The sequence below is a fragment of the Sulfitobacter faviae genome (assembly GCF_029870955.1).
Classification (GTDB): Bacteria; Pseudomonadota; Alphaproteobacteria; order Rhodobacterales; family Rhodobacteraceae; genus Sulfitobacter; species Sulfitobacter faviae.
In genome coordinates this window covers 2,575,401-2,600,120 of record NZ_PGFQ01000001.1, presented here as the reverse complement: position 1 = coordinate 2,600,120, position 24,720 = coordinate 2,575,401, and the positions used below count along the sequence as shown (strand labels likewise).

24 protein-coding genes and 2 pseudogenes are annotated in these 24,720 nt (G+C 63.0%); all 26 read right to left on the bottom strand.

The features are described 5' to 3' along the window. Window positions 1-14: 14 nt before the first annotated feature. Entirely contained in the window at window positions 15-1,577 is a 1,563-nt protein-coding gene (locus CUR85_RS13335) for an NADH-quinone oxidoreductase subunit M (RefSeq protein ID WP_067268150.1), read from the bottom strand. Then, window positions 1,577-3,709, bottom strand: coding sequence for an NADH-quinone oxidoreductase subunit L (nuoL, locus tag CUR85_RS13330; RefSeq protein WP_067268148.1), 2,133 nt, complete (start codon window positions 3,707-3,709; stop codon window positions 1,577-1,579). Before nuoL ends, CUR85_RS13335 begins: the two co-directional genes overlap by 1 nt. A gap of 4 nt (window positions 3,710-3,713) precedes the next feature. Next, window positions 3,714-4,019 carry an NADH-quinone oxidoreductase subunit NuoK gene (gene nuoK, locus CUR85_RS13325; protein WP_007119508.1) on the bottom strand — a complete coding sequence of 102 codons (306 nt, stop codon included), beginning with the start codon at window positions 4,017-4,019 and terminating at the stop codon, window positions 3,714-3,716. 260 nt (window positions 4,020-4,279) lie between these two features. After that, window positions 4,280-4,882, bottom strand: coding sequence for an NADH-quinone oxidoreductase subunit J (locus tag CUR85_RS13320; RefSeq protein WP_067268146.1), 603 nt, complete (start codon window positions 4,880-4,882; stop codon window positions 4,280-4,282). Further along, complete coding sequence (locus CUR85_RS13315; RefSeq protein WP_093926559.1) at window positions 4,879-5,295, bottom strand: carboxymuconolactone decarboxylase family protein; 417 nt, start codon at window positions 5,293-5,295, stop codon at window positions 4,879-4,881. The genes CUR85_RS13320 and CUR85_RS13315 overlap by 4 nt, the downstream gene beginning before the upstream one ends. Next, the gene (nuoI, locus tag CUR85_RS13310) at window positions 5,292-5,786 is read right to left on the bottom strand and encodes an NADH-quinone oxidoreductase subunit NuoI (protein WP_067263454.1); all 495 of its coding nucleotides are present in this window, start codon (window positions 5,784-5,786) and stop codon (window positions 5,292-5,294) included. Before nuoI ends, CUR85_RS13315 begins: the two co-directional genes overlap by 4 nt. Window position 5,787: 1 nt before the next feature. After that, window positions 5,788-6,828, bottom strand: a complete 1,041-nt coding sequence (gene nuoH / locus CUR85_RS13305; protein ID WP_067263452.1) for an NADH-quinone oxidoreductase subunit NuoH — start codon at window positions 6,826-6,828, stop codon at window positions 5,788-5,790. Between the two features lie 6 nt (window positions 6,829-6,834). Beyond that, the gene (locus CUR85_RS13300; protein ID WP_067263450.1) at window positions 6,835-7,209 is read right to left on the bottom strand and encodes a hypothetical protein; all 375 of its coding nucleotides are present in this window, start codon (window positions 7,207-7,209) and stop codon (window positions 6,835-6,837) included. A gap of 5 nt (window positions 7,210-7,214) precedes the next feature. Continuing rightward, window positions 7,215-9,230, bottom strand: coding sequence for an NADH-quinone oxidoreductase subunit NuoG (gene nuoG, locus CUR85_RS13295; RefSeq protein WP_067263436.1), 2,016 nt, complete (start codon window positions 9,228-9,230; stop codon window positions 7,215-7,217). Between the two features lie 4 nt (window positions 9,231-9,234). Beyond that, the gene (locus CUR85_RS13290; protein ID WP_067263433.1) at window positions 9,235-9,645 is read right to left on the bottom strand and encodes a DUF5333 domain-containing protein; all 411 of its coding nucleotides are present in this window, start codon (window positions 9,643-9,645) and stop codon (window positions 9,235-9,237) included. A 120-nt stretch (window positions 9,646-9,765) separates the two neighbouring features. Then, window positions 9,766-10,092, bottom strand: a complete 327-nt coding sequence (locus CUR85_RS13285) for a hypothetical protein (RefSeq protein ID WP_067263430.1) — start codon at window positions 10,090-10,092, stop codon at window positions 9,766-9,768. A 138-nt stretch (window positions 10,093-10,230) separates the two neighbouring features. Beyond that, window positions 10,231-11,525, bottom strand: a pseudogene (nuoF, locus tag CUR85_RS13280) (NADH-quinone oxidoreductase subunit NuoF). A 5-nt stretch (window positions 11,526-11,530) separates the two neighbouring features. Further along, window positions 11,531-11,764: a DUF5337 domain-containing protein gene (locus CUR85_RS13275; RefSeq protein WP_067263425.1), complete on the bottom strand. Its 234-nt coding sequence runs from the start codon at window positions 11,762-11,764 to the stop codon at window positions 11,531-11,533. A gap of 18 nt (window positions 11,765-11,782) precedes the next feature. After that, complete coding sequence (locus tag CUR85_RS13270; RefSeq protein WP_067263422.1) at window positions 11,783-12,655, bottom strand: NADH-quinone oxidoreductase subunit E; 873 nt, start codon at window positions 12,653-12,655, stop codon at window positions 11,783-11,785. Window positions 12,656-12,747: 92 nt separating this feature from the next. Further along, window positions 12,748-13,899, bottom strand: coding sequence for an NADH-quinone oxidoreductase subunit E (locus CUR85_RS13265; protein WP_067263419.1), 1,152 nt, complete (start codon window positions 13,897-13,899; stop codon window positions 12,748-12,750). Between the two features lie 79 nt (window positions 13,900-13,978). After that, a complete protein-coding gene (locus CUR85_RS13260; RefSeq protein WP_067263416.1) occupies window positions 13,979-15,223 on the bottom strand; it encodes an NADH-quinone oxidoreductase subunit D in 1,245 nt (414 codons plus the stop codon). Then, window positions 15,223-15,396 (bottom strand): hypothetical protein, encoded by a 174-nt coding sequence (locus CUR85_RS13255; protein ID WP_169306047.1) that lies wholly within the window; start codon window positions 15,394-15,396, stop codon window positions 15,223-15,225. The genes CUR85_RS13260 and CUR85_RS13255 overlap by 1 nt, the downstream gene beginning before the upstream one ends. Then, window positions 15,396-16,025 (bottom strand): NADH-quinone oxidoreductase subunit C, encoded by a 630-nt coding sequence (locus CUR85_RS13250; RefSeq protein WP_136720172.1) that lies wholly within the window; start codon window positions 16,023-16,025, stop codon window positions 15,396-15,398. The genes CUR85_RS13255 and CUR85_RS13250 overlap by 1 nt, the downstream gene beginning before the upstream one ends. Before the next feature lie 101 nt (window positions 16,026-16,126). Beyond that, window positions 16,127-16,741: a NuoB/complex I 20 kDa subunit family protein gene (locus CUR85_RS13245; RefSeq protein ID WP_231886322.1), complete on the bottom strand. Its 615-nt coding sequence runs from the start codon at window positions 16,739-16,741 to the stop codon at window positions 16,127-16,129. After that, the gene (locus tag CUR85_RS13240) at window positions 16,732-17,097 is read right to left on the bottom strand and encodes an NADH-quinone oxidoreductase subunit A (RefSeq protein WP_067263411.1); all 366 of its coding nucleotides are present in this window, start codon (window positions 17,095-17,097) and stop codon (window positions 16,732-16,734) included. The genes CUR85_RS13245 and CUR85_RS13240 overlap by 10 nt, the downstream gene beginning before the upstream one ends. A 162-nt stretch (window positions 17,098-17,259) precedes the next feature. Beyond that, entirely contained in the window at window positions 17,260-18,042 is a 783-nt protein-coding gene (locus CUR85_RS13235) for a crotonase/enoyl-CoA hydratase family protein (protein ID WP_067263407.1), read from the bottom strand. A 1-nt stretch (window position 18,043) separates the two neighbouring features. Then, the gene (locus CUR85_RS13230; RefSeq protein ID WP_067263404.1) at window positions 18,044-18,898 is read right to left on the bottom strand and encodes a hydroxymethylglutaryl-CoA lyase; all 855 of its coding nucleotides are present in this window, start codon (window positions 18,896-18,898) and stop codon (window positions 18,044-18,046) included. Window positions 18,899-18,929: 31 nt separating this feature from the next. After that, entirely contained in the window at window positions 18,930-19,598 is a 669-nt protein-coding gene (locus CUR85_RS13225) for a glutathione S-transferase family protein (RefSeq protein ID WP_067263402.1), read from the bottom strand. Next, window positions 19,595-21,534, bottom strand: a pseudogene (locus CUR85_RS13220) (acetyl/propionyl/methylcrotonyl-CoA carboxylase subunit alpha). Before CUR85_RS13220 ends, CUR85_RS13225 begins: the two are co-directional and overlap by 4 nt. A 79-nt stretch (window positions 21,535-21,613) precedes the next feature. Continuing rightward, on the bottom strand, window positions 21,614-23,218 hold the full coding sequence (locus tag CUR85_RS13215) for a carboxyl transferase domain-containing protein (RefSeq protein WP_067263397.1): 1,605 nt from the start codon (window positions 23,216-23,218) through the stop codon (window positions 21,614-21,616). Continuing rightward, a complete protein-coding gene (locus tag CUR85_RS13210; protein WP_067263395.1) occupies window positions 23,215-24,720 on the bottom strand; it encodes an AMP-binding protein in 1,506 nt (501 codons plus the stop codon). The genes CUR85_RS13215 and CUR85_RS13210 overlap by 4 nt, the downstream gene beginning before the upstream one ends.

Here is a 24,720-nt window from a genome sequence, read left to right as displayed (position 1 = left end):
GCGCCAAGTCCTTCTTAATGCGAGGCATCGGCGGTCTGCACGGCGGTATCAGCCGCCTCCAGCGCCATGTCGTAATTTTCAATCAGGGCCGCCACGGAGGGCCCGATCATGTCCAGCACCAGCGCCGGGTAGACGCCGAGGATCAGGGTCATCGCCACCAGCGGGGCAATGATCCATTTCTCACGCGGGGTCATGTCAGTGATCGCCTTGAGGCTTTCCTTGATCAGGTCACCCATCACCACGCGGCGGTAGAGCCACAGCGCGTAGGCCGCGGAGAAGATCACCCCGGTCGTCGCCACAGCTGCCACCCAAGTGTTCACTTGGAAAGTCGCCATCAGCGTCAGGAATTCACCCACGAAGCCCGATGTGCCCGGAAGGCCCACATTGGCCATGGTGAAGAACATGAAGACCAGCGCATAGGCGGGCATCCGGTTCACCAGACCGCCATAGGCGTCGATCTCACGGGTGTGCATCCGGTCATAGATCACGCCAACGCTGAGGAAGAGCGCGCCAGAGATGAAACCGTGGCTGATCATCTGGAAGATCGCCCCATCGACACCCTGCTGATTGGCCGCAAAGATGCCCATGGTCACAAAACCCATATGCGCGACCGAGGAATAGGCGATCAGCTTTTTCATGTCCTGCTGCACCAGCGCCACCAGCGAGGTGTAGACGATGGCGATGGCCGACATCCACAGGATCAGCGGCGTCATCACCTCGGCCCCCACTGGGAACATCGGCAAAGAGAAGCGCAGGAAGCCGTAGCCGCCCATCTTGAGCAGGATCGCCGCCAGCACCACGGAGCCTGCGGTCGGCGCCTGAACGTGGGCATCGGGCAGCCAAGTGTGCACAGGCCACATCGGCATTTTCACCGCGAAGCTGGCGAAGAAGGCGAGGAACATCAGCGTCTGCATGCCGCCGACGATCTGGATGCCCAGAACCTCAAAGCTCTCGGAGCCGAAGTTATGCGTGAGCAGGCTGATCTCGCAGCCGCCGATGCAGGTTGTGCCCGCTTCGGTGAACATCGCCACCATCGCGACCAGCATCAACACCGAGCCGAGGAAGGTATAGAGGAAAAATTTGAAGCTCGCGTAGATACGCTCTTTCCCGCCCCAGATGCCGATGATCAGGAACATCGGGATCAGGCCCGCTTCGAAGAAGAGGTAGAAGAGCACCAGATCCAGCGCCATGAAGACGCCCAGCATCAGGGTCTCCAAAAGCAGGAAGGCGATCATATACTCCTTGACGCGATGCTCGACGTTCCAGCTTGCCGCGATGACCAGCGGCATCATGAAGGTCGTGAGCATCACGAAAAGGATCGAGATGCCGTCGACGCCGAGGCGGTATTTCAGGCCCAAGAGCCAGTCGGCCTCATCCACGAATTGGAAATCGGTGTTCGACGGGTCGAACTCGAACAACACGAAAAGCGAGATCAGGAAGGTGACCGTCGTGGTGATGAAGGCCAACCATTTCGCATTGCGCCCGGCGGCAGCATCATCGCCCCGCAGGAAGATCGCAAGGATCAACGCTGCGAATGCCGGAATGAATGTGATGATTGAAAGCAGATGCGTGTCCATCAGTTCGCTCCTCCGCTCATCGTCATCCATGTCACCAGAACGGCGATGCCGATCACCATGGCGAAGGCATAGGTGAAGATATAGCCCGTCTGAGCCTTACCCGCGAGGCGGGTGAAGAAGGGGATGATCCCCATGGCGACGCCATTGAGCGTGCCGTCGATCACAGTGCCATCGCCGCGTTTCCACAGGAACCGGCCGATCGTTTTGGCAGGACGCACGAAAATCACGTCGTAAACCTCATCAAAGTACCATTTGTTTTTCAGGAACAGGTAAAGCGGGCGTTGGTTTGCCGCCAGCCGTCCCGGGACGGTCGGGCTCCAGATATAGAACCACAGGGCCATGACCAGACCGGCCAGCATCGCGATGAAGGGCGAGACCTTGACCCATTTCGGCGCGGCGTGGGCGTCTTCCAGCACATGGTTGTCGGGTGCGAAGTAAAGCGCCCCCTCGCCCGGCGCACCGCCGAAGGCTTCGTGATGGGTGCCTGCGTCTTGGTGGCCTTCGACCAGCGCATCGGCGCCATGGTCGCCATCGACCGGGCCAGTTGCGCCGTGGTCATCCTCGGCCCCTTCGACATGATCGTCGCCGTGCCCTGCCATCTCGGCCATCGGGATGCCGTAGAACTTGCCGACCTGATCCGCGTGACCAAAGAAGCTGCCGTACCAGATCATCCCGGCAAAGACCGAGCCGAGCGCCAGAACGCCAAGCGGGATCAGCATGACCATCGGGCTTTCATGCGCATGCTCATGCGTGTGCTTGTTGCCGCGCGGCTTGCCAAAGAAGGTCAGGAAGATCAGGCGCCAGCTGTAGAAGCTCGTCATCGCCGCAGCGATTACAAGAAGCCAGAAGCCATACATCGACCCACCGCCCCAAGCGCTCTCGATAATCGCGTCCTTCGACAGGAAGCCCGCGAAACCGATATGCGTGAGCGGAATGCCGACGCCGGTGATCGCCAGCGTGCCGATCATCATCGCCCAGAAGGTATAGGGGATCTTTTTGCGCAGACCGCCGTAGTTGGTCATGTCCTGCTCATGGTGCATCGCATGGATGACCGAGCCCGCGCCCAAGAAGAGCATCGCCTTGAAGAAGGCGTGCGTGAAGAGGTGGAACATCGCCGCCGAATACATGCCCACGCCCGCGGCCACGAACATATAGCCAAGCTGCGACATGGTCGAATAAGCAATGACGCGTTTGATATCGGTCTGCACAAGGCCGATGGTCGCGGCAACAAAGGCAGTAGTGGCGCCGATCACGGTGACAAAGGCCATCGCCTCGGGCGCGAATTCCATCACAGGCGACATGCGGCAGACAAGGAAAACACCCGCTGTCACCATGGTCGCGGCGTGGATCAGCGCCGACACAGGCGTCGGGCCTTCCATCGCGTCAGGCAGCCATGTGTGCAGGAAAAGCTGCGCCGATTTACCCATCGCGCCGAGGAACAGCAGGAAGGCGATCAGGTTCGCCGCGTTCCAGTCGTTCCACAGGAAGGTGACAGACTGTTCGGCCAGATCGGGTGCGGCGGCAAAGATATCGTCAAAGCGGATCGAGTCCGTCAGCATGTAAAGGCCAAAGATACCCAGCAGGAAGGCAAAGTCCCCCACCCGGTTGACCACAAAGGCTTTCATCGCCGCGGCATTGGCCGACGGCTTGCGGAAGTAGAAGCCGATCAGCAGGTAGGAGGCCACGCCCACGCCTTCCCAGCCAAAGAACATCTGCACGAGGTTGTCGGCGGTCACCAGCATCAACATCGCGAAGGTGAAGAAAGACAGATAGGCGAAGAACCGAGGGCGATAGCTTTCGTTATCGCGGAAGTTTTCGTCATGGGCCATGTAGCCGAAGGAATAGAGGTGTACGAGGCTGGACACCGTGGTGATAACGATCAGCATGATCGCGGTCAGACGGTCGAGCCGGATCGCCCAATCTGTGCTCAGCGTGCCACTTTCAATAAAGCGCAGGATCTGAATTTGCTCGGCTGGGCCGTCCAGCGTCAGGAAGACCACCCAAGACAGGAAGGCGGCAAGGAACAGCAGCCCGGTGGCGATCCACTGGGCAGCCTTCTCACCGATGATCTTCCAGCCGAAACCGCAGAGGATGGCACCCACCAGCGGGGCGAATAGGATCGTGGTTTCCATTGCCTCAGCCCTTCATCACGTTGACATCTTCCACCGCGATCGAGCCACGGTTGCGGAAGAAACAGACCAAAATGGCGAGGCCGATGGCGGCCTCGGCGGCAGCGACGGTAAGCACGAAAAGCGTGAAGACCTGCCCCGTCAGATCACCAAGGAAGCTGGAAAAGGCAACGAGGTTGATGTTCACCGCGAGCAGCATCAATTCGATGCTCATCAGCAGAATGATCACGTTCTTGCGGTTCAGGAATAGCCCGAAGATGCCGATGACAAACAGCGTCGCCGCCACTGTCAGGTAATGCTCAAGTCCGATCATGTCGTCCCTTACGTTCCCGCCCTTGATGGGCTTTGGTCGCGCCCCATCTGAGGGGGCTTTTAGTATCACTTTGCCCCGGCTGCCACCGGGATTGCCGAAGCTTTAGCCGATAAAGCTGTAGCCGCCGAAAAACACGACGATCAACACCACGACCAGTACCACGATTGTTGTTCTCGACATTTCGACGTCCCTTCTCTCTCTTGGTTCAGCCGTTCTCTTTCAAAGAGCACGGCCCCGGAATTTTCAAAAAATTCCGTTAGTTAAAGGCCCTGCCCCGACTTCACGTCGCGCAGCTCCATCGCCTTGGCCGGGTCCCGCATCATCTGGGCCACCACATCTTGGCGCTTCACATCCTTACGATGACGCAGTGTCAGCACGATCGCCCCGATCATCGCCACCAGCAGGATCAGACCCGCCAGTTGGAACAGCAGGAAGTAACGATCATAGAGCAGCAGGCCGAGGGCTTCGGTGTTGAACCGCGCGGGATCAATCGCATTGGCCCGCAGGCTCTCTGCCGCCGCGCTCTGCTCCCATGCGCCAAAGGCCATGACGAATTGCATCAGAATCACCAGCCCGATCAGCAGCGCCAGCGGCATGTAGCGCGCCATCTCGGCCTTGAGTTCGGCGAAGTCCACGTCAAGCATCATGACGACGAAGAGGAAGAGCACCGCCACCGCGCCCACATAGACGATGACCAGCAGCATCGCCACGAACTCCGCGCCGAGCAGAACAAAGAGCCCCGCCGCCGAAAGGAAGGACAGGATCAGCCAAAGCACCGAATGCACCGGGTTGCGGCTGATCACCGTAAACAGCCCGCCGGTGATAACGCTGATCGCGAAGAGGTAAAATGAAAAGACCGTCATGCGCCGTCTTCCTTCTTGGTATCTTTTTCTTCGTCGAGGACCGATTGAGCCAGTTCCAAGGCCCGGGTCATCGCGGGAAGCCCGGCAAAGACCGACATCTGGCTGATCGTCTCGACGATATGTTGTTTCGTGGCCCCCGCCTCGCGCGCGTGGCGCACGGTTTGGCGAAGGGCCATGTCATTCTGCGCGCCCTGCATGGTCAGCCCAGCAAGGGTCAAAAGCAGCCGCGTCCGCGCGTCCAGCCCGCCCTTGTTGACCGTGTCGCCGAACCAGAAATCCATCATTTCCTTCGGCATGGTGCCCATCATCGCCTCGAACCCTTTAGGCGAAAAAGCATCCATCGCTGGAAAGGCTTTCGCCATCTCCTGCGCTTGCTTCATCATCGCATCAAAAGGGTTCTTGGGGTCGCTCATCTGTAGGGCGCGTCCATTTCGAGGTTGCGGGCAATCTCAGCTTCCCAGCGTTCGCCGTTGTCCAAAAGCTTGGCCTTGTCGTAGTAAAGTTCTTCGCGGGTCTCGGTCGAGAATTCGAAGTTCGGGCCTTCGACAATGGCATCCACCGGGCAGGCTTCTTGGCAGAAACCACAGTAGATGCATTTGGTCATGTCGATGTCATAGCGCGTGGTGCGGCGGCTGCCGTCTTCGCGGGCTTCGGCGTCGATGGTGATCGCCTGCGCGGGGCAGATCGCTTCGCACAGCTTGCAGGCAATGCAGCGTTCCTCCCCGTTGGGATAACGGCGCAGCGCATGCTCCCCACGGAAGCGGGGCGACAGCGGCCCCTTCTCATGCGGGTAGTTCAGCGTGGTTTTTGGCGCAAAGAAATAGCGCATCCCCAGCATGAACGCCTTGGCGTAATCTGCCAGCAGGAAATATTTCGCGGCGCGGGTGTAATCAGTCGCAGCCATATCAGCCCCCTACGGTCCAGCGGGCGTAGATGCCCCAGAACCAATCGAATTTTGCAGCGAATGCCACGAAGACCACCCAGAAGAGCGAGAAGGGAAGGAAGACTTTCCACCCCAGCCGCATCAGCTGGTCATAGCGGTAGCGCGGCGTGATAGCCTTCACCATGGCGAACATGAAGAAGACCATCAGCATCTTGATGAACATCCAGAAGAAGCCATCGGGCAGGAAGGGCACCGGCGACAGCCAGCCACCGAAGAACATCAGCGACACCAGCGCGCACATCAGCACCACGGCCACCAGCTCGCCAATCATGAAGAGCAGGAAGGGTGTCGAGGAATATTCCACCTGATACCCCGCGACGAGTTCCGATTCCGCTTCCGGCAGGTCGAAGGGCGGGCGGTTGGTCTCCGCCAGCGCCGAGATGAAGAACAGGATCAACATCGGGAAATGCGGCAGGAAGTACCAGTTCAGCAGACCCCAGTCGCCATCCTGCGCCGCCACGATGGAGGAAAAGTTCATCGAACCGGTCGAGAGGATCACGCCGATGATGATCAGACCGATCGACACTTCATAAGAGATCATCTGCGCGGCGGAGCGCAGGGAGCCCAGGAACGGGTATTTCGAGTTCGACGCCCAACCGCCCATGATCACGCCGTAAACCTCGAGCGAGGAGACGGCGAAGACATAGAGGATCGCCACGTTGATGTCCGACAGGATCCAACCGTCGTTAAACGGGATCACCGCCCAAGCGATCATTGCCATGACAAAGGAAATCATCGGCGCGAGGAAGAAAACCCCCTTGTCTGCGCCCGCCGGAACCACCACTTCCTTAACAATATATTTGAGGAAGTCGGCAAAACTTTGCAGCAGGCCGAAGACGCCCACGACATTGGGGCCGCGGCGCATCATCACGGCGGCCCAGATCTTGCGGTCGGCATACATGAGGAAGGCCAGCGCCAGCAGCAACGGCACCACCAGCAGCAACACCTGCCCAACCGTCAGCAGGGCAATGCCAAGCCCGGTCGTGTAAAAGAAATCAGCCATAAGTCCTCACACCGTCGGAATGCCGCGTTCCGCGCATTGAAACGCGGTCACTTCGGCATCAATTGTCTTCAAGCCTTTGGGCAGGCTCGGCGAGATTGTGTAAACAGCATCTGCCCGCCATATGCCACCCTCTTCGCTCACATTTGTCCGCACATGACGCGCAAATCCGTAGCCCCGGATCAGCGTGTATTGCGCGGCGGCGCATTCGGCGTAGTCCGACACGTCCTGCGCCGAAAGCGCCTTGGTCATCGCCACGTTGAATTGCACCAAATCACCGTCCAAAAGCTGGGTTTCGACCCCCTTGTAATCGGGGATAAAATCCTCGGCCACCGGCACCTGCGGTTCGCAGGCGGCCAGTAGCATCAAGGGGGCCAGCGCCATTGTTCTCACTCCGCCGCCATCGGTTCGGCCCGGCGCGCGGCGGCCAGTGCCGACAGTTCCGCCATCAACTGGCTGGCCCGCGCGATCGGGTTGGAGAGATAGAAGTCACGCACCGCAGGCGCGAAAGACGCATTGCCCAGCTTGCCCGCCGGCAGCGCGTTCCATTCGTTTTCCGGCACCTCATCGACATTCGCCATATGCGGCACGGCCTCGGTCAGCTTGCGGCGCAGCTCGACGATGGAATCATAGCCCAGTTGCGCGCCCATCTCAGCCGAAAGCGCCCGGAGAATCGCCCAGTTCTCTTTCGCCTGCCCCGGGGCAAAGCCTGCGCGCAGCGCCAGCTGCGGACGGCCTTCGGTGTTGACGAAAAGCCCCGGCTCCTCGGTATAGGCAGCACCCGGCAGGATGATGTCGGCACGGTGCGCGCCGCGGTCGCCGTGGCTGCCTTGGTAGATCACGAAGGGGCCTTCGCCGATCTCGATCTCATCGGCGCCGAGGTTGTAGATCACCTCCGCCGCGTTCACGTCGTCCATACCGTTTTCGGCCACGGCACCGATGTCCATCGCGCCGACGCGCGATGCGGCGGCGTGCAAAACCATCAGCTTGCTCTTGGTCTTCTCGGCCAGTTCCATCGCTTTCGCCAGAACCGCCGAGCCATCGGCTTCGCGCAGGGCGCCTTGGCCGACGACAATCACCGAAGGTTGCTCCAGCACTTCGTCGAAGTCGCTGCCCATCAGCTTGTCGAGCGTGGCGCGGTCGTTGCCCAGATGGTGATGCGGATAGGTCAGATCAGCCGCTTCGCCGATCAGGCCGATCTCGGCGCCATTGCTCCATGCCTTGCGAATACGCGCATTCAGCACCGGCGCCTCGACGGCGGGGTTGGTGCCGATGAGCTGGATCATCTTGGCATCATCCAGATCCTCGATCCGGGCGTTGCCGACATAGCCGAAACGGTTGCCCGCGGGCAGTTTCGCGCCATCGGTGCGGCATTCGACGACACCGCCCTGCCCTTCGATCAGCTGTTTCAGGGCAAAGGCGGCCTCGACGGACGCCAGATCGCCAATGAGACCGGCAAGCTTCTTGCCCTTCATCGCGGCGGCGGCGGCATTCAGCGCCTCGGGCCAGCTGGCTTTGCGCAGCTTGCCGTTCTCGCGGATGTAAGGTGTGTCGAGACGCTGGCGGCGCAGACCGTCCCAGACGAAACGGGTCTTGTCGGAAATCCATTCCTCGTTCACGCCGTCATGGTTGCGCGGCAGGAAGCGCATGACTTCGCGGCCCTTGGTGTCGACGCGGATGTTGGAGCCGAGCGCATCCATCACGTCGATGCTCTCAGTCTTGCTGAGCTCCCACGGACGCGCGGTGAAGGCGTAAGGCTTGGAGACCAGCGCGCCCACCGGGCAAAGGTCGATGATATTGCCCGACAGGTTGCTGTCGATCAGCGCGCCGAGATAGGTCGTGATCTCGGCATCCTCGCCGCGGCCGGTCTGGCCCATGACGTGCTGGCCCGCGACTTCGGTGGTGAAGCGCACGCAGCGGGTGCAGGAAATGCAGCGGGTCATATGCGTCTCGACCAGCGGGCCGAGATCGAGATCCTCGGTCGCGCGCTTGGGCTCGCGGTAGCGCGAGAAGTCGACGCCGTAGGCCATCGCCTGATCTTGCAAGTCGCACTCACCGCCCTGGTCGCAGATCGGGCAATCCAGCGGGTGGTTGATGAGCAGGAATTCCATCACGCCTTCGCGGGCCTTCTTGACCATGGGCGAGTTGGTTTTCACGACCGGCGGCTGGCCCTCGGGACCGGGGCGCAGGTCGCGCACCTGCATGGCGCAGGAGGCGGCGGGCTTGGGCGGCCCGCCGACGACTTCCACAAGACACATGCGGCAGTTGCCCGCGATCGACAGACGCTCGTGATAACAGAAGCGCGGCACTTCGATGCCGACCTGCTCGCAGGCCTGTATGAGCGTCATCGCCCCTTCGACTTCGACTTCCTTACCGTCGATGATGATCTTGCGGATATCGCTCATAAGCTCACTTTGCCTTCAGTAACGAACCGATCCGGCTCGATTTTTGAATCTCTTCGCGTCCGAGCGCACAATAGCTTTGCGGGTCCGAAGTATCGACCCCCTTCGCCTTGAAAAACGCGGCGCCCCGCGCTCTCATGCGCGCTTTTTCAGCGTCACTATCAATATAGGCGTCGATCTCGGCGTCGGAGTAGCCCAAATCGGTCGCCTTGCCTTTCAAGTCCCAAGCCATCTTGACCGCGCGCAGCATCCGCGCGCTGATGTCGGGGCAGTTTTTGCGGATGATGTCGGCGACGCCCATGTCCAAGAGCGCATCGTCGATGGCGGCCACCTCGCGCAGCGGCGGTTTTGCGGCGACCGGTGTCACGGTGGCGGCGGTCAGGCTCAGGCCCATCACGGCGATCATCAGGGTGCGCATATCAATTCTCCTTCATGCAGCGGGCCGGAAGGGCCCGTCTGACAGATGGAGATTGCAGGCCGTGATATTCAATATCACCGCCCCCAAGGTCCGCAGGCCCGCGATATGTCGCCGATGCGATCACTGGGGGCAGCGCCCCTGAAAGGTCAGCGCCCCGCCATCGAACCGCAGCGCGCTCGCCGGGGCATCGGGGCCAAAGGTCCAGTCGATCTTCGAGTTGCCGTAGTGGCCGACACAGTATTTCACCGCTTCATAGCGCGCCGCCGCGCGGGCGCCGTCGATGGATTTGCCGGCGTCCTTGACCGTTACCTGAAAGACATCCCGCTGGCCGTCGACCTTGCGCAGTTTGGTGTTGAAATACTGCCCGTCAAAGGCAATCCGCTCGCCATCGTTGGCGCAGCCCGCCAGCAGGGCGCTGAGCGTCAGAACCGTCAAAGCATATTTCATAGACCTACTCCGCTGCGCCATGGCCCGGCCTTGCCGATCGCCCCGCGCCTGTTGTGGACAGACGCGCCTGACGCGCGCCCGCTATCGCCGCTCCTGCGTCACGCGTCAAGCCGGTGAGGCCCGCCGCCGCGCAGGGTTTCACTCTGCCGCGACCGCGCTGACGCGGCCCGTGCGCTTGTGTTTGATCCGATCTTCGATCTCATCACGGAAGTGGCGGATCAGACCTTGGATCGGCCAAGCCGCCGCATCGCCGAGCGCGCAGATCGTGTGGCCTTCGACCTGTTTGGTCACGTCGAGCAGCATGTCGATCTCTTCCGGCTCGGCATCGCCCGAGACCAGACGGTCCATCACCCGCATCATCCAACCGGTGCCTTCGCGGCAGGGCGTGCACTGGCCGCAGCTTTCGTGTTTGTAGAACTTCGACAGCCGCCAGATCGCCTTGATCACGTCGGTGGAGTTGTCCATCACGATCACCGCCGCGGTGCCGAGGCCCGAACGCTGCTCGCGCAGGTAATCGAAATCCATGATCGCGTCGCGCATGTCCTTGCCGGGATCAGCGGCACCGACGACCCGCCGGGGATCACCGCCTTGAGGTTGTCCCAGCCGCCGCGAATGCCGCCGCAATGGGTCTCGATCAGCTCTTCAAAGGAGATCGACATCGCCTCTTCGACGACGCAGGGGTTGTTGACGTGACCCGAGATCGCAAAGAGCTTGGTGCCCGCGTTATTGGCGCGGCCAAAGCCCGCGAACCACTCAGGGCCACGGCGCAGAATCGTCGGCACCACGGCGATGGATTCGACGTTATTCACCGTGGTCGGGCAACCGTAAAGGCCCGCGCCCGCCGGGAACGGCGGCTTCATCCGTGGCATGCCCTTCTTGCCTTCGAGGCTTTCCAGCAGCGCGGTTTCCTCGCCGCAGATATAGGCGCCGGCACCGTGGTGCAGGTAGATGTCGAAGTCCCAGCCCGAGCCAGAGGCGTTCTTGCCCACCAGACCAGCCTCATAGGCTTCATCAATCGCGGCCTGCAGGGCTTCGCGCTCGCGGATATACTCGCCGCGCAGGTAGATGTAGCAAGTATGTGCGTTCATCGCGAAAGAGGCGATCAGGCAACCTTCGATCAGCGTATGCGGATCGTGGCGCATGATCTCGCGGTCCTTGCAGGTGCCCGGCTCGGATTCGTCGGCGTTGACCACAAGGTATGCCGGGCGGCCATCGCTTTCCTTCGGCATGAAGGACCACTTGAGCCCCGTGGGGAAGCCCGCCCCGCCCCGGCCCCGCAGGCCAGAAGCTTTCATCTGGTCGACGATCCAGTCGCGGCCCTTTTGAATGATCCCGGCGGTGCCATCCCAATGGCCGCGCGCCTGCGCGCCTTTCAGGGTGCGGTCATGCATGCCGTAGATGTTGGTAAAAATGCGGTCTTTGTCCTGAAGCATGATGCCTACCTTTGGTTCTCACGGCTGGCCCGGCGGGCCTGCCACATTTGATATATCACGACCATCGCCCAGAAAAGCGCGGCCAGTGCAGCAAAGTCGAAGAGCAGCGCATAACGCCCCGGCAGGCCAAGCGCCGGGCCGGCCCATTGCATGGCCAGCCACAAGCACATGGTCACGGCAATGACCAGCCCTGCGGTGCGGCCCTTGCGGGCAAGCGCTCTGTCTTCGGCTTCGCTCATGTCTCTCTCTTACCCCGATCAGCCCTCGGCCTTGCCGCCACTGGCAAGTGCCTTGGCCTGACCGATCCAATCGTCGCGCCGGATACGGCCCTTGAAACGCAGACGGGAATCGACCCAGTCGATCTCTTCTCCCTCAAGTGCCGCAATCTGGTCGAAATGGAAGATGCCCAATTCATTCAGCGTCTGTTCCAGCTTCGGCCCGATGCCGCCGATCCGCTTGAGGTCATCCGCCCCGCCCGCACGCGGTGCGTCCAGCAGCGCGGGTTTGCCATCGGTCGATGCGCCGCCTGTCGCCCCTTTGGGCGTGGTTTCGACGGTCTCTTCCGGGGTGGTCACCACCGCGGGCGCTTCTTCGGCTTCGACAACCTGTTCCGGGGTGGCTTCGACGGCGGCTGTGTCAGCCAAGGGCGGCGTCGGCGTTGTTTCCTCGGAGGTTCCGACGGGCTCTTCCTCGCCCGCCACTTCGGCCACGGCAACATCATCCGGCGCGGCCTCAACGGCAGCCGTATCGGCCACGGGCGCATTCGGCGGTGTCTCTGCCACAGGCTCAACCGGCGCGCTGGCCTTTCGCGCAGCCCCGATGCCTGCGTCACCGGCAGGGACCGTGTCCACCGCTGGCGAGACGCTGTCCGATGCTGTCGGTGCCGCTGCAACCGATGCTGCTGCCGCGCTGCGGGTGTTGTCTTGCGGTGCGGCGGCTGGCGCGTCTTTGCACAGCAGGGTCATCGCCAGATAGCCCACAATCACCGCCACCAGCACACCGGCCATAATGGACATCAACAGACCCCAGATGCCGAAAGCGAGCAACAGGAATGCCACCAGCAAACCGACACCGGCACCCAGCCACCAGCAGCGCTTGGTGCAGGCTTCTCGTTCCGAAATATCCGTCATGACTGTCCTTCTCTCCCTTGATGCGGGCGATGCGGCTTATGGCTCTGCGGGGTGGTGTGGGTGCCGTCCTTGGCCCGTTGTTAATCTCCGTCTTATTCTTCTGCGAGGCGCGCGGCCTGCTCTACCCAATTGTCGCGGCTGACGCGGCCTTTGAACCCTTCGAGGTTCTGGTCGACCCAAGCGACCTCCTCAGGGCCCCATTGGGCGATCTGATCAAAGTGGTAAAAGCCCATGCCGTTAAGCATCTGCTCCAGCTTCGGACCGACGCCTTTGATCTTTTTCAGATCATCCGCCTCGCCCTCACGCGGGCCGTCCAACTGCGCGGGCTTTTGGCCGGGCGTCGCGGGGGTGTCGGTCTCGGCCTCGGCGGCATCGACGGTTTCACCCGCGGGGTCGCGCTTGGAACGCGGCTTGCTTTTCGAGGCGGCCTCGGCCTCCTGCTCCGTGATGCCGGTCTTGTCGGCGCTTTCGCCCTCGGCGGGACGCGGCTCTTCGGCTTCGACCTCTTCCACGGTTTCAGGCTGCGGCGCGTCGGGCTTGCGCTGCCATGGGGTCAGCAGCGGCACCTCGGTGCCGTCGATGCGCTTGACCGTATCGCCGATATCGACCGCCGCTTGCGCGCTGGCGTTATACTGCGTGCGCCCGCTTTCGTGATCCGTGAGGCTGGTCAACCCGCCCAGAGGCTCAGAGGCATAGCGCCCGTTCTGAGGCCCAGGCACGGGCACGCGCCCCTCGCTCAACTCATCAAGAATTTCGTTCAGCCGCGCGGTGGTCAGGTCTTCGTAATAGTCCTTGCCGATCTGCGCCATGGGGGCGTTGGAACAGGCGCCGAGGCATTCGACCTCTTCCCAGGAAAAACGCCCATCCGCCGACAACTCATGCGGCTTGGCGGCGATACGCTCTTTGCAGACGGCGACCAGATCCTCGGCCCCGCAGATCATGCAGGAGGTGGTGCCGCAAACTTGGATATGTGCCACGGAACCAACGGGTTGCAGCTGGAACATGAAGTAGAATGTCGCCACTTCTAGGCCCCGGATATAGGCCATGCCCAGCATCTCCGAGACATGTTCGATCGCCGGGCGGGTCAACCAGCCCTCTTGCTCCTGCGCGCGCCACAACAGTGGGATGATCGCGCTGGCCTGACGGCCTTCGGGGTATTTGGTGATCTGCGCTTCGGCCCATTCTTGGTTGGCGGGCGTGAAGGCAAAACTGTCGGGCTGGTCAGGGTGTAGACGGCGGAGCATTAGTTCGAACCTATGGTCAGGCGGAGGCCAATGATGCCCCCGGCGTAAATTTCTTCAAAACGAGGTGACGCCAGCGGCATCACCGGTCGATCTCTCCAAAGACGACGTCCATGGTGCCGATGATCGCGGCCACATCGGCAAGCTGGTGGCCGCTGGCCACATGGTCCATCGCCTGCAAGTGCAAGAAGCCCGGCGCGCGGATTTTGGAGCGATAGGGTTTGTTGGAGCCATCGGCCACAAGGTAGACGCCAAACTCGCCCTTGGGCGCTTCGACGGCGCAGTAAACCTCGCCCTTGGGAACGTGGAACCCTTCGGTATAGAGCTTGAAGTGGTGGATCAGGCTTTCCATGTCGGTCTTCATCGCGGTGCGCGACGGCGGGGTGATCTTACCCCGGGCCAGCACATCGCCCTGCCCTTCGGGGGCGCGCAGCTTCTCGATCGCTTGCTGGATGATGTAGGTCGACTGGCGCATCTCTTCCATCCGGCAGAGGTAGCGGTCAAAGCAGTCGCCGTTCTTGCCCACGGGGATCTGGAAGTCGAATTCGTCGTAGCATTCATAGGGCTGCGCGCGACGCAGGTCCCAAGCAAAGCCCGACCCGCGCACCATCACACCGCTGAAGCCGTAGTTGAGGATGTCCTCCTCGGTCACGATGCCGATGTCGACGTTGCGCTGCTTGAAGATGCGGTTCTCGGTCAGCAGCTCGTCGATGTCGACCATGAACTTCTTGAGGAACTGTTCGCACCAAGCTTCGATATCGTCCAGCAGCGCCGGCGGCAGGTCTTGGTGGACGCCGCCGGGGCGGAAGTACGCCGCGTGCAGACGCGCGCCGCAGGCCCGCTCGTAAAAGATCATCAGGCTCTCACGCTCTTCAAAGCCCCAGAGCGGCGGCGTCAGCGCGCCCACATCCAGCGCCTGCGTGGTGATGTTGAGAAGGTGGTTCAGAATGCGCCCGATTTCCGAGAACAGCACCCGGATCAGCGAAGCACGGCGCGGCACCACCGTGTCGGTCAGCTTTTCGATGGCCAGACACCAAGCGTGTTCTTGGTTCATCGGGGCCACGTAATCCAGCCGGTCGAAATACGGCAGGTTTTGCAGATAGGTGCGGCTTTCCATCAGCTTTTCGGTGCCACGGTGCAGCAGGCCGATATGGGGGTCGCAACGCTCTACCACCTCACCGTCAAGCTCAAGCACCAAGCGCAAAACCCCGTGTGCGGCAGGGTGTTGCGGGCCGAAGTTGATGTTGAAGTTGCGAATCTTCTGCTCGCCGGACTCAAAGTCGGTCGACCCGTCGTCAAAGGCTTTTGTGCGAATGTCGCCGTCCATTACCGTTTCTCCAGTTCTTGCAGCTTCATGCCCATCCACCACAGCAGGGCGATCGTGCCCAGCGGGATCAGACAGGCCACCGCCCAGTATTTGTTGATGCCGAAGAACGGCAGCAGTTTGACCATCGGAATGGCGGTCAGCGCCGAGAGGATCAGCCACCAAAGCCCGCCCATTACTTCGCGTCCTTGCTCACATGACCGTCGGGTGCCGACTTGTCATCGCCGGGCAGGATGTAATCGGCCCCTTCCCATGGCGACATGAAGTCGAACTGGCGGTATTCCTGAACGAGGCTCACAGGCTCATAGACCACACGTTTGGCGCCTTCGTCATAGCGCACCTCGGTATAGCCCGTGGTCGGAAAATCCTTGCGCAGCGGGTGCCCGCGGAAACCATAGTCCGTGAGGATGCGGCGCAGATCCGGGTGACCGGAAAAGAGGATGCCGAACATGTCAAAGACTTCACGCTCGAACCAATCGGCACTGGGGTGCACGCCGGTGATCGAGGGCACCATGTCCTTCTCCCGCGCGGCGGCGCGCAGGCGGATGCGCTGGTTCTGGTACATCGACAGGAAGTGGTAAACCACGTCGAAACGCTTGGCCCTGCCCGGATAATCCACAGCCGTGATGTCCACCAAAGTCGAGAAGCGGCAGGTCGGATCACCTTTGAGGAACTCGACAAGCCCGGCGACATTGGCGAGTGCCACATCCATGTTCAACTCACCCTTGGTGACATCCCATCCGAGCACGCAATCGGGGCGTTTGGCTTCGATATAGGCCCCAAGTTCCTGCAGTTGTTCGCTCATCGCAAATCTTCCTTCCACGCGCCGATCAACGCCATCTCACTGTCCCGCGCCTTTGGCGCTTTGTCCTTCTGCCTGCCCCGCTGGCGGCGCAGGCGGTTGCCTTAGCGCACGATCGTCCCGGTGCGGCGGATCTTACGCTGCAACTGGAGGATACCATAAAGCAGTGCTTCCGCCGTCGGCGGGCAGCCGGGCACATAGACGTCCACCGGCACGATGCGGTCACAGCCGCGCACGACCGAATAGCTGTAGTGATAGTAACCGCCGCCATTGGCGCAGGACCCCATCGAGATCACATAGCGCGGCTCTGGCATCTGGTCATAGACCTTGCGCAGCGCCGGGGCCATCTTGTTGGTCAGCGTGCCCGCGACGATCATCAGGTCCGACTGGCGCGGAGAGGCACGCGGCGCGGTCCCGAAACGCTCAAGATCATAGCGCGGCATGGAACTGTGCATCATCTCGACCGCGCAGCAGGCCAGACCGAAGGTCATCCAGTGCAAGCTGCCCGTCCGCGCCCAGTTGATGATGTCTTCGGTCGAAGTCAGCAGGAACCCCTTGTCCTGCAACTCGGCATTCAGGCTCTGGGTGGCGAACTCAGGGTCCGGCCCCGCGCCATATTGGCCGTAGGCCGCTGGGGCGGAGGCACCGGATTTCACCCGTGGGCTTTGGTGCCCATCGCCCATCACCGGGGTGACGAGTGCGTCATCTTTTACTGCCATTCCAGCGCTCCCTTCTTCCATTCATAGGCGAAGCCCGCCGTCAGCACGCCCAAGAACACCATCATCGACCAGAAGCCCACCATGCTCACCTCTTTGAAGGCCACGGCCCATGGGAAGAGGAAGGCGATTTCGAGGTCGAAGATGATGAAGAGGATCGAAACCAGATAGAAACGCACGTCAAACTTCATCCGCGCATCGTCGAATGCGTTGAACCCGCATTCATAGGCCGAGACCTTCTCCGGGTCAGGATTGCGCACGGCCACGACCACAGCGGCGAGGATCAGCACAAGGCCAAGGCCAATCGCCACGGCCAGAAAAACGAGGATGGGCAGGTATTCCCGCAGCATGTCGTCCAAGGGGATGCTCCTTTCGCGGTGCGCGGCATGAGGCAAAGGCCAAAAGCCCGCGCAGACAAACTTGGAACGGGTTTAACTCTGCCCGTGGGTAGGGTCAACGGGCCAAGCCCGGTTAATGCCGCCCACGGGCCCGCAATAGAGCCATTTCGCCAAAGCCTTGAGCTAGACCACCCAAGCGGCTTTGCGCTTGTCAAAGAAGGCACCGATTCCCTCGGCGGCCTCATCGGTTTCCCAACGCGCCGCGAGGGCATCAATGGACATTTCCACCGCCTCGGGCGTGGCGATTCCACCCAAGTCTTGCGCCAGCTTCTTGGCCGCTGCCACCGCCCCCGGCGCGCAGGAGAGGTAAGGCACGACCTCGGCCTCGACGGCCGCGTCCAACTCATCCGCCGGAACGGCGCGGGCCAACAGCCCCAGATCGACAGCCTCCGCCGCATCGAACAGACGCGCGGACATAAAGACCCGCCGCGCGCGCCCCTCCCCCATCCGCGCCAGCACATAGGGCCCGATGGTGGCCGGGATGATGCCCAGACGGGTCTCGGTGAAGCCCATCTTCAACGTATCGACCCCCACGGCCACGTCACAGACCGAGGCCATGCCGACGCCGCCGCCGAAGGCATTGCCCTGTAGCTTGCCAATCACCGGCTTCGGCAGCGCGTTGAGCGCGCCCAGCATCGTCGCCAGCTTACCCGCCTCCGCCGAGCGTGTCTCGGCATCCATGTCGCGCTGGTCGCGCATCCAGCCCAGATCGCCGCCGGCGCAGAAGGATTTGCCCGCCCCGGTCAGCACCACGACACGCACCGCGTCATCCTCGGCCAGCTCGCCCGCCGCCGCGGTCAGGTCGGCCAGCATCTGCGCCGACATGGCGTTGTGTTTCTCCGGCCGGTTGAGGGTGAGCGTCGCCACCCCGCGCGCGTCGGTTTCGATCGTCAAAGTCTCGTACATGTCAGCCTCGCATTGCCCGTGCCATTTCGGCGGCCTCCAGCACCACCGCCTGATCGACGCCGGTGTCGTAGCCAAGCGCCGTCAGATGTTCGTTCACCGCCTCGGTGGCGACATTGCCCGCCGCCCCCGGCGCATAGGGGCAGCCGCCCAAGCCACCGACCGCTGCGTCGAAGACCCGCAGGCCCATCGACAATGAGGCGTCGATATTGGCCATCGCCCGCCCGTGGGTGTCATGGTAATGCCCCGCGAGCCGCCCCGCCGGCACCACGTCGCGCACCGAAAGCAGCATCCGCGCGATGCTGTCGGGCGTGCCCGCGCCGATGGTGTCGCCCAAGGAAATCTCGTAGCAGCCCATCGCAAAGAGCTTGTCGGCCACGCGGGCTACGTCGCCGGGATCGACCTTGCCGTCATAGGGGCATTCCACCACGCAAGAGACATAACCGCGCACGGGAATGTCCACGTGCCGGGCCTGCTCAAGGATGGGGGCGAAACGCTCGAAAGCCTCGTCGATGCTGGCGTTGATGTTCTTCTGGCTGAACCCTTCGGAGGCAGAGGCGAAAATGGCGATCTCGTCGGCCTTCGCGGCCAGCGCATCTTCATAGCCGCGCATGTTCGGTGTCAGCGCCGCATAGCGCACGCCCTCCGCGCGGGAGATCTGCTCCAGCACCTCGCCCGAACCGGCCATCTGCGGCACCCACTTGGGGCTGACGAAACTGGCGCATTCGATGCGGGCAAAGCCCGCTTGGCTCAGCTTGTCCACCAGCGCGACCTTCTCGGCAACGGGGATCTCGCGTTTCTCGTTCTGCAGACCGTCCCGTGGGCCGACCTCGAAAATCTCACATGGTCCAAGGCTCATTGGCCGTTTTCCTTCCCTGTGTGGGCCATGGTCATTCAATCGGCCATGGCGCGTAGAAATCCTTCTCGTAGAGCTTCGCCCCCTCGGGCAGCGCCTGCGCGAAGCTCTCGCGCTCCGTGATCCGTTCATACCACGCCGCGACCGAGGGGTGGTCATCCAATTTCACGAAATGCCGCGCCATGTAGACCGCCTGCCCGACCGAGATGTCGGCAGCCGAAAAGCCGGAGGTCAGCAGGTAGTCGCGGTTCTCCAGCGGCGTCGAGAGCCGTGCCTCCAGCGCGTCGTAGCACTTGCCGATCCGCGCCGCCTCGAGCTTCATCACGATGGGGCTGCGCATGTGATCCTCGCGCAGGGCGATGTGCTGCTGGGTGAGTGCCGCCGTGTGCTGGCTGATGGTCTCGGCGAAATGCACCCAGACCAGCCAAGCCATGCGGTCCGGGCTGCCGACCGAGCGGCCCATGCGGTCGGGGCTGTAGCGCTCGCAGAGGTACTGGGTGATCGCCCCGGTCTCAAACATGCGCTCGCCGTCGATCTCCAGCGCCGGGACCCGGCCCGCGGGCGAGAGCACGAGGTATTCCGGGTCGCGTAGGCTGCGGTCGAAGGCATGCATCTTGACCTGAAACTCCACGTCGTCCAGCTCATGCAGCAGCCAGAGCGTGCGCATCGAGCGGGTCTGCGGGCAGTGGTGCAGCGTGATCATGCGCCCTCCTCGGCTTCCAGACGCACCAGCGCCGCGCCGGCCTCGACCTGATCGCCGGCCTCTGCCAACACCTCGGCCACCACGCCGTCGCGCGCGGCGAGCAGCGAATGTTCCATCTTCATCGCCTCCAGCACCGCCAGACGGTCGCCCTTGGCAACGCTCTGGCCGACCTCGGCGTCGATCGCGCGGACGAGCCCCGGCATCGGCGCTTCGACGATATTGCCGTCACCATGGGCGGCGGCGGCGCGGGCCAGCGGGTCGATCACGTCAAAGGCGATGCCATAGGCATCAAACACCGTGACCACGTCGCCGGCGACCGAGACCGCAGGCGCTATATGGCCGTCGATCTTCCAGCGCCCCGCGATGCGCTCGGCGCGCACCTCGTGATCGCCCACGGTCCAAAGCTGCACGTCTTCTGAGAGCACCCGCACTTTAAGCAGATGCTCCTCGCCCTCGCGGCCTAGCATCACCTGATGCCGCAGGGGCCGCCAAAGGTTGAACCCGGCCTCCGCCTGCGGCTGGTCCAGCCCAAGTGCTGCCATCCCGGCCAGCGCGACATGCCGCCCCGGCACCTCGGGCTGCGCGGTCAGCGCCTCGATGTCGCGCGCGATCAGGCCGGTATCCACCTCGCCCTTGGCGAACCCCTCGTGCTCGGCCAGCGCGCCGAGGAAGGCGAGGTTGGTGACCGTGCCGCCGACTTCACATCCCTTCAGCGCCGCGCGCATCCGCGACAGCGCCACGTCGCGCGTCGACCCATGCACGATGACCTTGGCGATCATCGGATCGTAGAAGGGGCTGATCGTGTCGCCCGCCCGCACGCCGCTGTCGGCGCGGGTCTGGGGGTGAAGGACAGATGCGTGAGCGTCCCGGTGGCGGGCAGGAAACCCTTCGGCACGTCCTCGGCATAGAGCCGCGCCTCAAAGGCATGGCCGTCTATCGTGAGTTCATCCTGCCGCTTCGGCAGCGCTTCGCCCGCCGCGACCCGCAATTGCCATTCCACCAGATCGACCCCGGTCACCAGTTCGGTCACCGGATGCTCCACCTGAAGACGCGTGTTCATCTCCATAAAGAAGAACCCGTCGGTCGAAAGCCCGCCCGAGCCGTCGACGATGAATTCCACCGTCCCCGCCCCGGCATAGCCAATGGCCTCGGCCGCGCGCACCGCCGCTTGGCCCATGGCGTCGCGCATCTCTTCCGTCATGCCCGGCGCGGGCGCCTCCTCGATCACCTTCTGGTGGCGGCGCTGGAGCGAGCAGTCGCGTTCGAACAGATGCACCGCATGGGTGCCGTCGCCAAAAACCTGCACCTCGATGTGGCGCGGCTTGGTGACGAATTTCTCGACCAGAACGCCCGGGTTGCCGAAGGCGGTCTTGGCCTCGGAGCGCGCAGACTCCAGTGCCGCCTGAAAGCCCCCGGCCTCCTCGACCAGACGCATCCCCTTGCCGCCGCCCCCGGCGACCGCCTTGATCAGCACCGGATAGCCGATCTTCTCGGCCTCGCGCGCCAGCAGCGCATCGTCCTGATCCGCCCCGTGATAGCCCGGCACGACTGGCACGCCCGCCTCGACCATCAACGCCTTGGCGGCGTCCTTGAGCCCCATGGCCCGGATCGCCTGGGCCGAGGGCCCGATGAAGGTCAGCCCCGCGGCCTCGACCGCCTCCACGAAATCGGGGTTCTCGCTGAGAAACCCGTAGCCCGGATGGATCGCCTGCGCGCCGGTATCGCGCGCCGCTTGGATGATCACATCGCCCTTCAGATAACTCTCCGCCGGTGCCGAGCCGCCGATATGCACCGCGGCATCTGCCATGGCGACATGTTTCGCGCCCGCATCCGCGTCCGAATACACCGCCACGCAGCGCACCCCCATGGCCTGCGCCGTTTCCATCACCCGGCAGGCGATCTCACCCCGGTTCGCAATCAGGATCGTGTCAAACATGCCCTACCCTTTTCATCTCTTTCTGGCTCCAAATATGGCGCGCGTTCCGGGGGGGGGTCCCCCCGGAGCCGCGCGGCGATCACATCCGGAACAATCCAAATTTCGTCGGCTCGATCGGCGCGTTCAGGCTGGCCGAGAGGCTCAGGTAGAGCACGTCGCGGCTTTTGCGCGGATCGATGATCCCGTCGTCCCACAGCCGTGCCGAGGCATAAAGCGGGTGGCTTTGTTCCTCGAACATATCAATCGTCGGCTGTTTGAAGGCGGTCTCTTCCTCCTCGGTCCATGTCTCGCCCGCGCGTTCCATCGCGTCGCGCTTGACGGTGGCCAGAACGCCCGCCGCCTGCGCGCCGCCCATGACGGAAATGCGGCTGTTGGGCCATGTCCAGAGGAACCGCGGCCTATAGGCGCGCCCCGACATGCCGTAGTTGCCCGCCCCAAACGAGCCGCCCACCAGCATGGTGATCTTGGGCACATTGGTGGTGGCCACCGCCGTCACCATCTTGGCGCCGTGGCGCGCGATGCCCTCGTTCTCGTATCTGCGGCCGACCATGAAGCCGGTGATGTTCTGCAAGAAGACCAGCGGGATGTTGCGCTGGCTGCAAAGCTCCACAAAATGCGCGCCCTTCTGGGCGGCTTCGGAAAACAGCACCCCGTTGTTGGCGATGATGCCGATGGGGCAGCCCTTCACATGGGCAAAGCCGCAGACCAGCGTTTCGCCAAAGCGGGACTTGAACTCGTCAAAGCGGCTGCCGTCGACCAGCCGCATGATCACCTCGCGGATGTCATAGGGCGTGCGCAGGTCGGCGGGCACGACGCCCAGCATTTCGGCGGGGTCATAGGCTGGCTCTTCGGGGCTGGCCCAGTCCACCGTCTTGGGCTTGCTCTTGTTAAGCTGCCCCACAGCGCGGCGCGCCAGTGCCAGCGCATGGGCGTCGTCCTCGGCCAGGTAATCCGCCACGCCCGAAAGACGCGTGTGCACGTCACCGCCGCCGAGGTCTTCGGCGCTGACCACCTCGCCCGTCGCGGCCTTCACCAGCGGCGGGCCGGCGAGGAAGATCGTGCCCTGTTCCTTCACGATGATCGTCACGTCCGACATCGCGGGCACGTAAGCGCCGCCGGCGGTGCAGGAGCCCATGACCACGGCGATCTGAGCGATGCCCTTGGCGCTCATCCGCGCCTGATTGTAGAAGATCGCGCCGAAATGGTCGCGGTCGGGGAAAACCTCGTCCTGGTTGGGCAGGTTCGCGCCGCCCGAGTCCACCAGATAGATGCAGGGCAGATGGTTCGCCTCGGCGATCTCCTGCGCGCGGAGGTGTTTTTTCACCGTCATCGGGTAATAGGTGCCGCCCTTCACGGTGGCGTCGTTGCAGACCACCATGACCTCGTGGCCCTGCACCCGGCCAATGCCCGCGATAACGCCTGCACAGGGCGCGGCACCGTCATAAAGCCCATGCGCCGCCGTCGCTCCGATCTCCAGAAACGGGCTGCCGGGGTCGAGAAGGTTCGCCACCCGCTCACGCGGCAGCATCTTGCCACGGCTTTCATGCCGCGCGCGGGACTTCTCGCCACCGCCCAAAGCGGCAGCTTCGGCGGCCTCTCGAACCTCGCTCAGGGCTTTCAGATGCGCCATCTCGTTGGCCTTGTAGGCATCCGAGGATGGCAGGGCTTGGGATGTCAGTTTCATGTTACGTCCTCATTCTCTCGCGCCGCCAGACGCTTCAATTCCTTGCGGATCACCTTGCCGGTGACGGTCATGGGCAGGTCCTGCACGAAAGCGATCTCGCGCGGGTAGGAATAGCTGGCGAGCCTTTCCTTCACCCAGTCCTGCAGTTCCTTTGCTTCGACCTCCGCATCCGGTTTCAGCACCACATAGGCCTTCACGATCTCGGTGCGGAGCGCGTCGGGCTTGCCAACCACGCCGCAGGTCGCCACGGCAGAATGCGTAAGCAGGCAATCCTCGATCTCTGCCGGGCCGATGCGGTAGCCGGCGGAGGTGATCACGTCATCCTCGCGTCCCACGAAGCGCAGGTAGTCGCCCTCCCAGATGCCGCGGTCGCCAGTGAGCAGCCAGTCGCCGTGGAACTTGGCCGCCGTCTCCTCGGGCCGGTTCCAGTAGCGCAGCATCAACGACGGCGCGCCTTTGCGCACCGCCACGTCGCCTTCCGCATCGGTGGGCTCTCCGTCCGCATCGAGCACGGCGATCTCGAAGCCGGGCACCGGCTTGCCGATGCAGCCGGGCTGGGCGGGGAAATCCACGCCGCAGCTGGAAGCCACCATGTTACATTCGGTCTGGCCGTAGAACTCGTTGATCTCGAGCCCAAACGCTTCCCGACCCCATGCCAGCATCTCCGCTCCCAAAGGCTCGCCGCCGCTGGCGACCGAGCGCAGGCCGGGCAAGGATACATCAGCGGCCTTAAGCATCCGCAGCGCAGTCGGTGGGAAGAACACATTGCGCACCTCGCCTTTCGCGATCACCTCGGCGCAGCCCTCGACGGTGAACTTGGGCATCCGGGTGGCCACCACCGGCACGCCAAGCGCCAGCGCGGGCATCGCCACGTCGAAAAGCCCGCCGATCCACGCCCAATCCGCCGGGGTCCAGAGGCAATCGCCCGCCTGCCCCAGATGGTCATGACTGACCGACACGCCCGGCAGATGGCCCGAGAGCACCCGGTGCCCGTGCAACGCGCCTTTCGGCGTGCCGGTGGTCCCGGAGGTGTAGATTAGCACGGCGGGGTCTTCGGGGCCGACCTCGGCGAAGTCCACCGCCTCGCCCGCCACGCCCGCCTCCGCCGCGATCCACGGGGTGGCCAAATCGCCGAGCAGTTCCGCGCCTTCCGCATCGGTCAGCACGATCTCGCAGCCTGCGTCGCCCACGCGGCTGGCCAGCGCGTCCCGTTTGAACAGTTTGAACAGCGGCACCGAGATCGCGCCGATCTTCCAGATCGCCAGATGCGCCGCCGCACACCAAGGCGACTGGCTGAGCAGCACGCCGACGCGGTCACCGGGCGCGACCTGCGTTTTCAGCGCGCGGGTCAGACCGTCGACCATCTCGTGCAGCGCGCCGTAGCTCACGTCGCGCCGTTCTGTAGCGGTCAGATCGATGATCGCCAGTGCATCATCGGGCTGGGCGAGGCATTGCGCCGCCATGTTGCCCTGCCAGATGGGCCAGTCGCCTTCGTTCTTCAT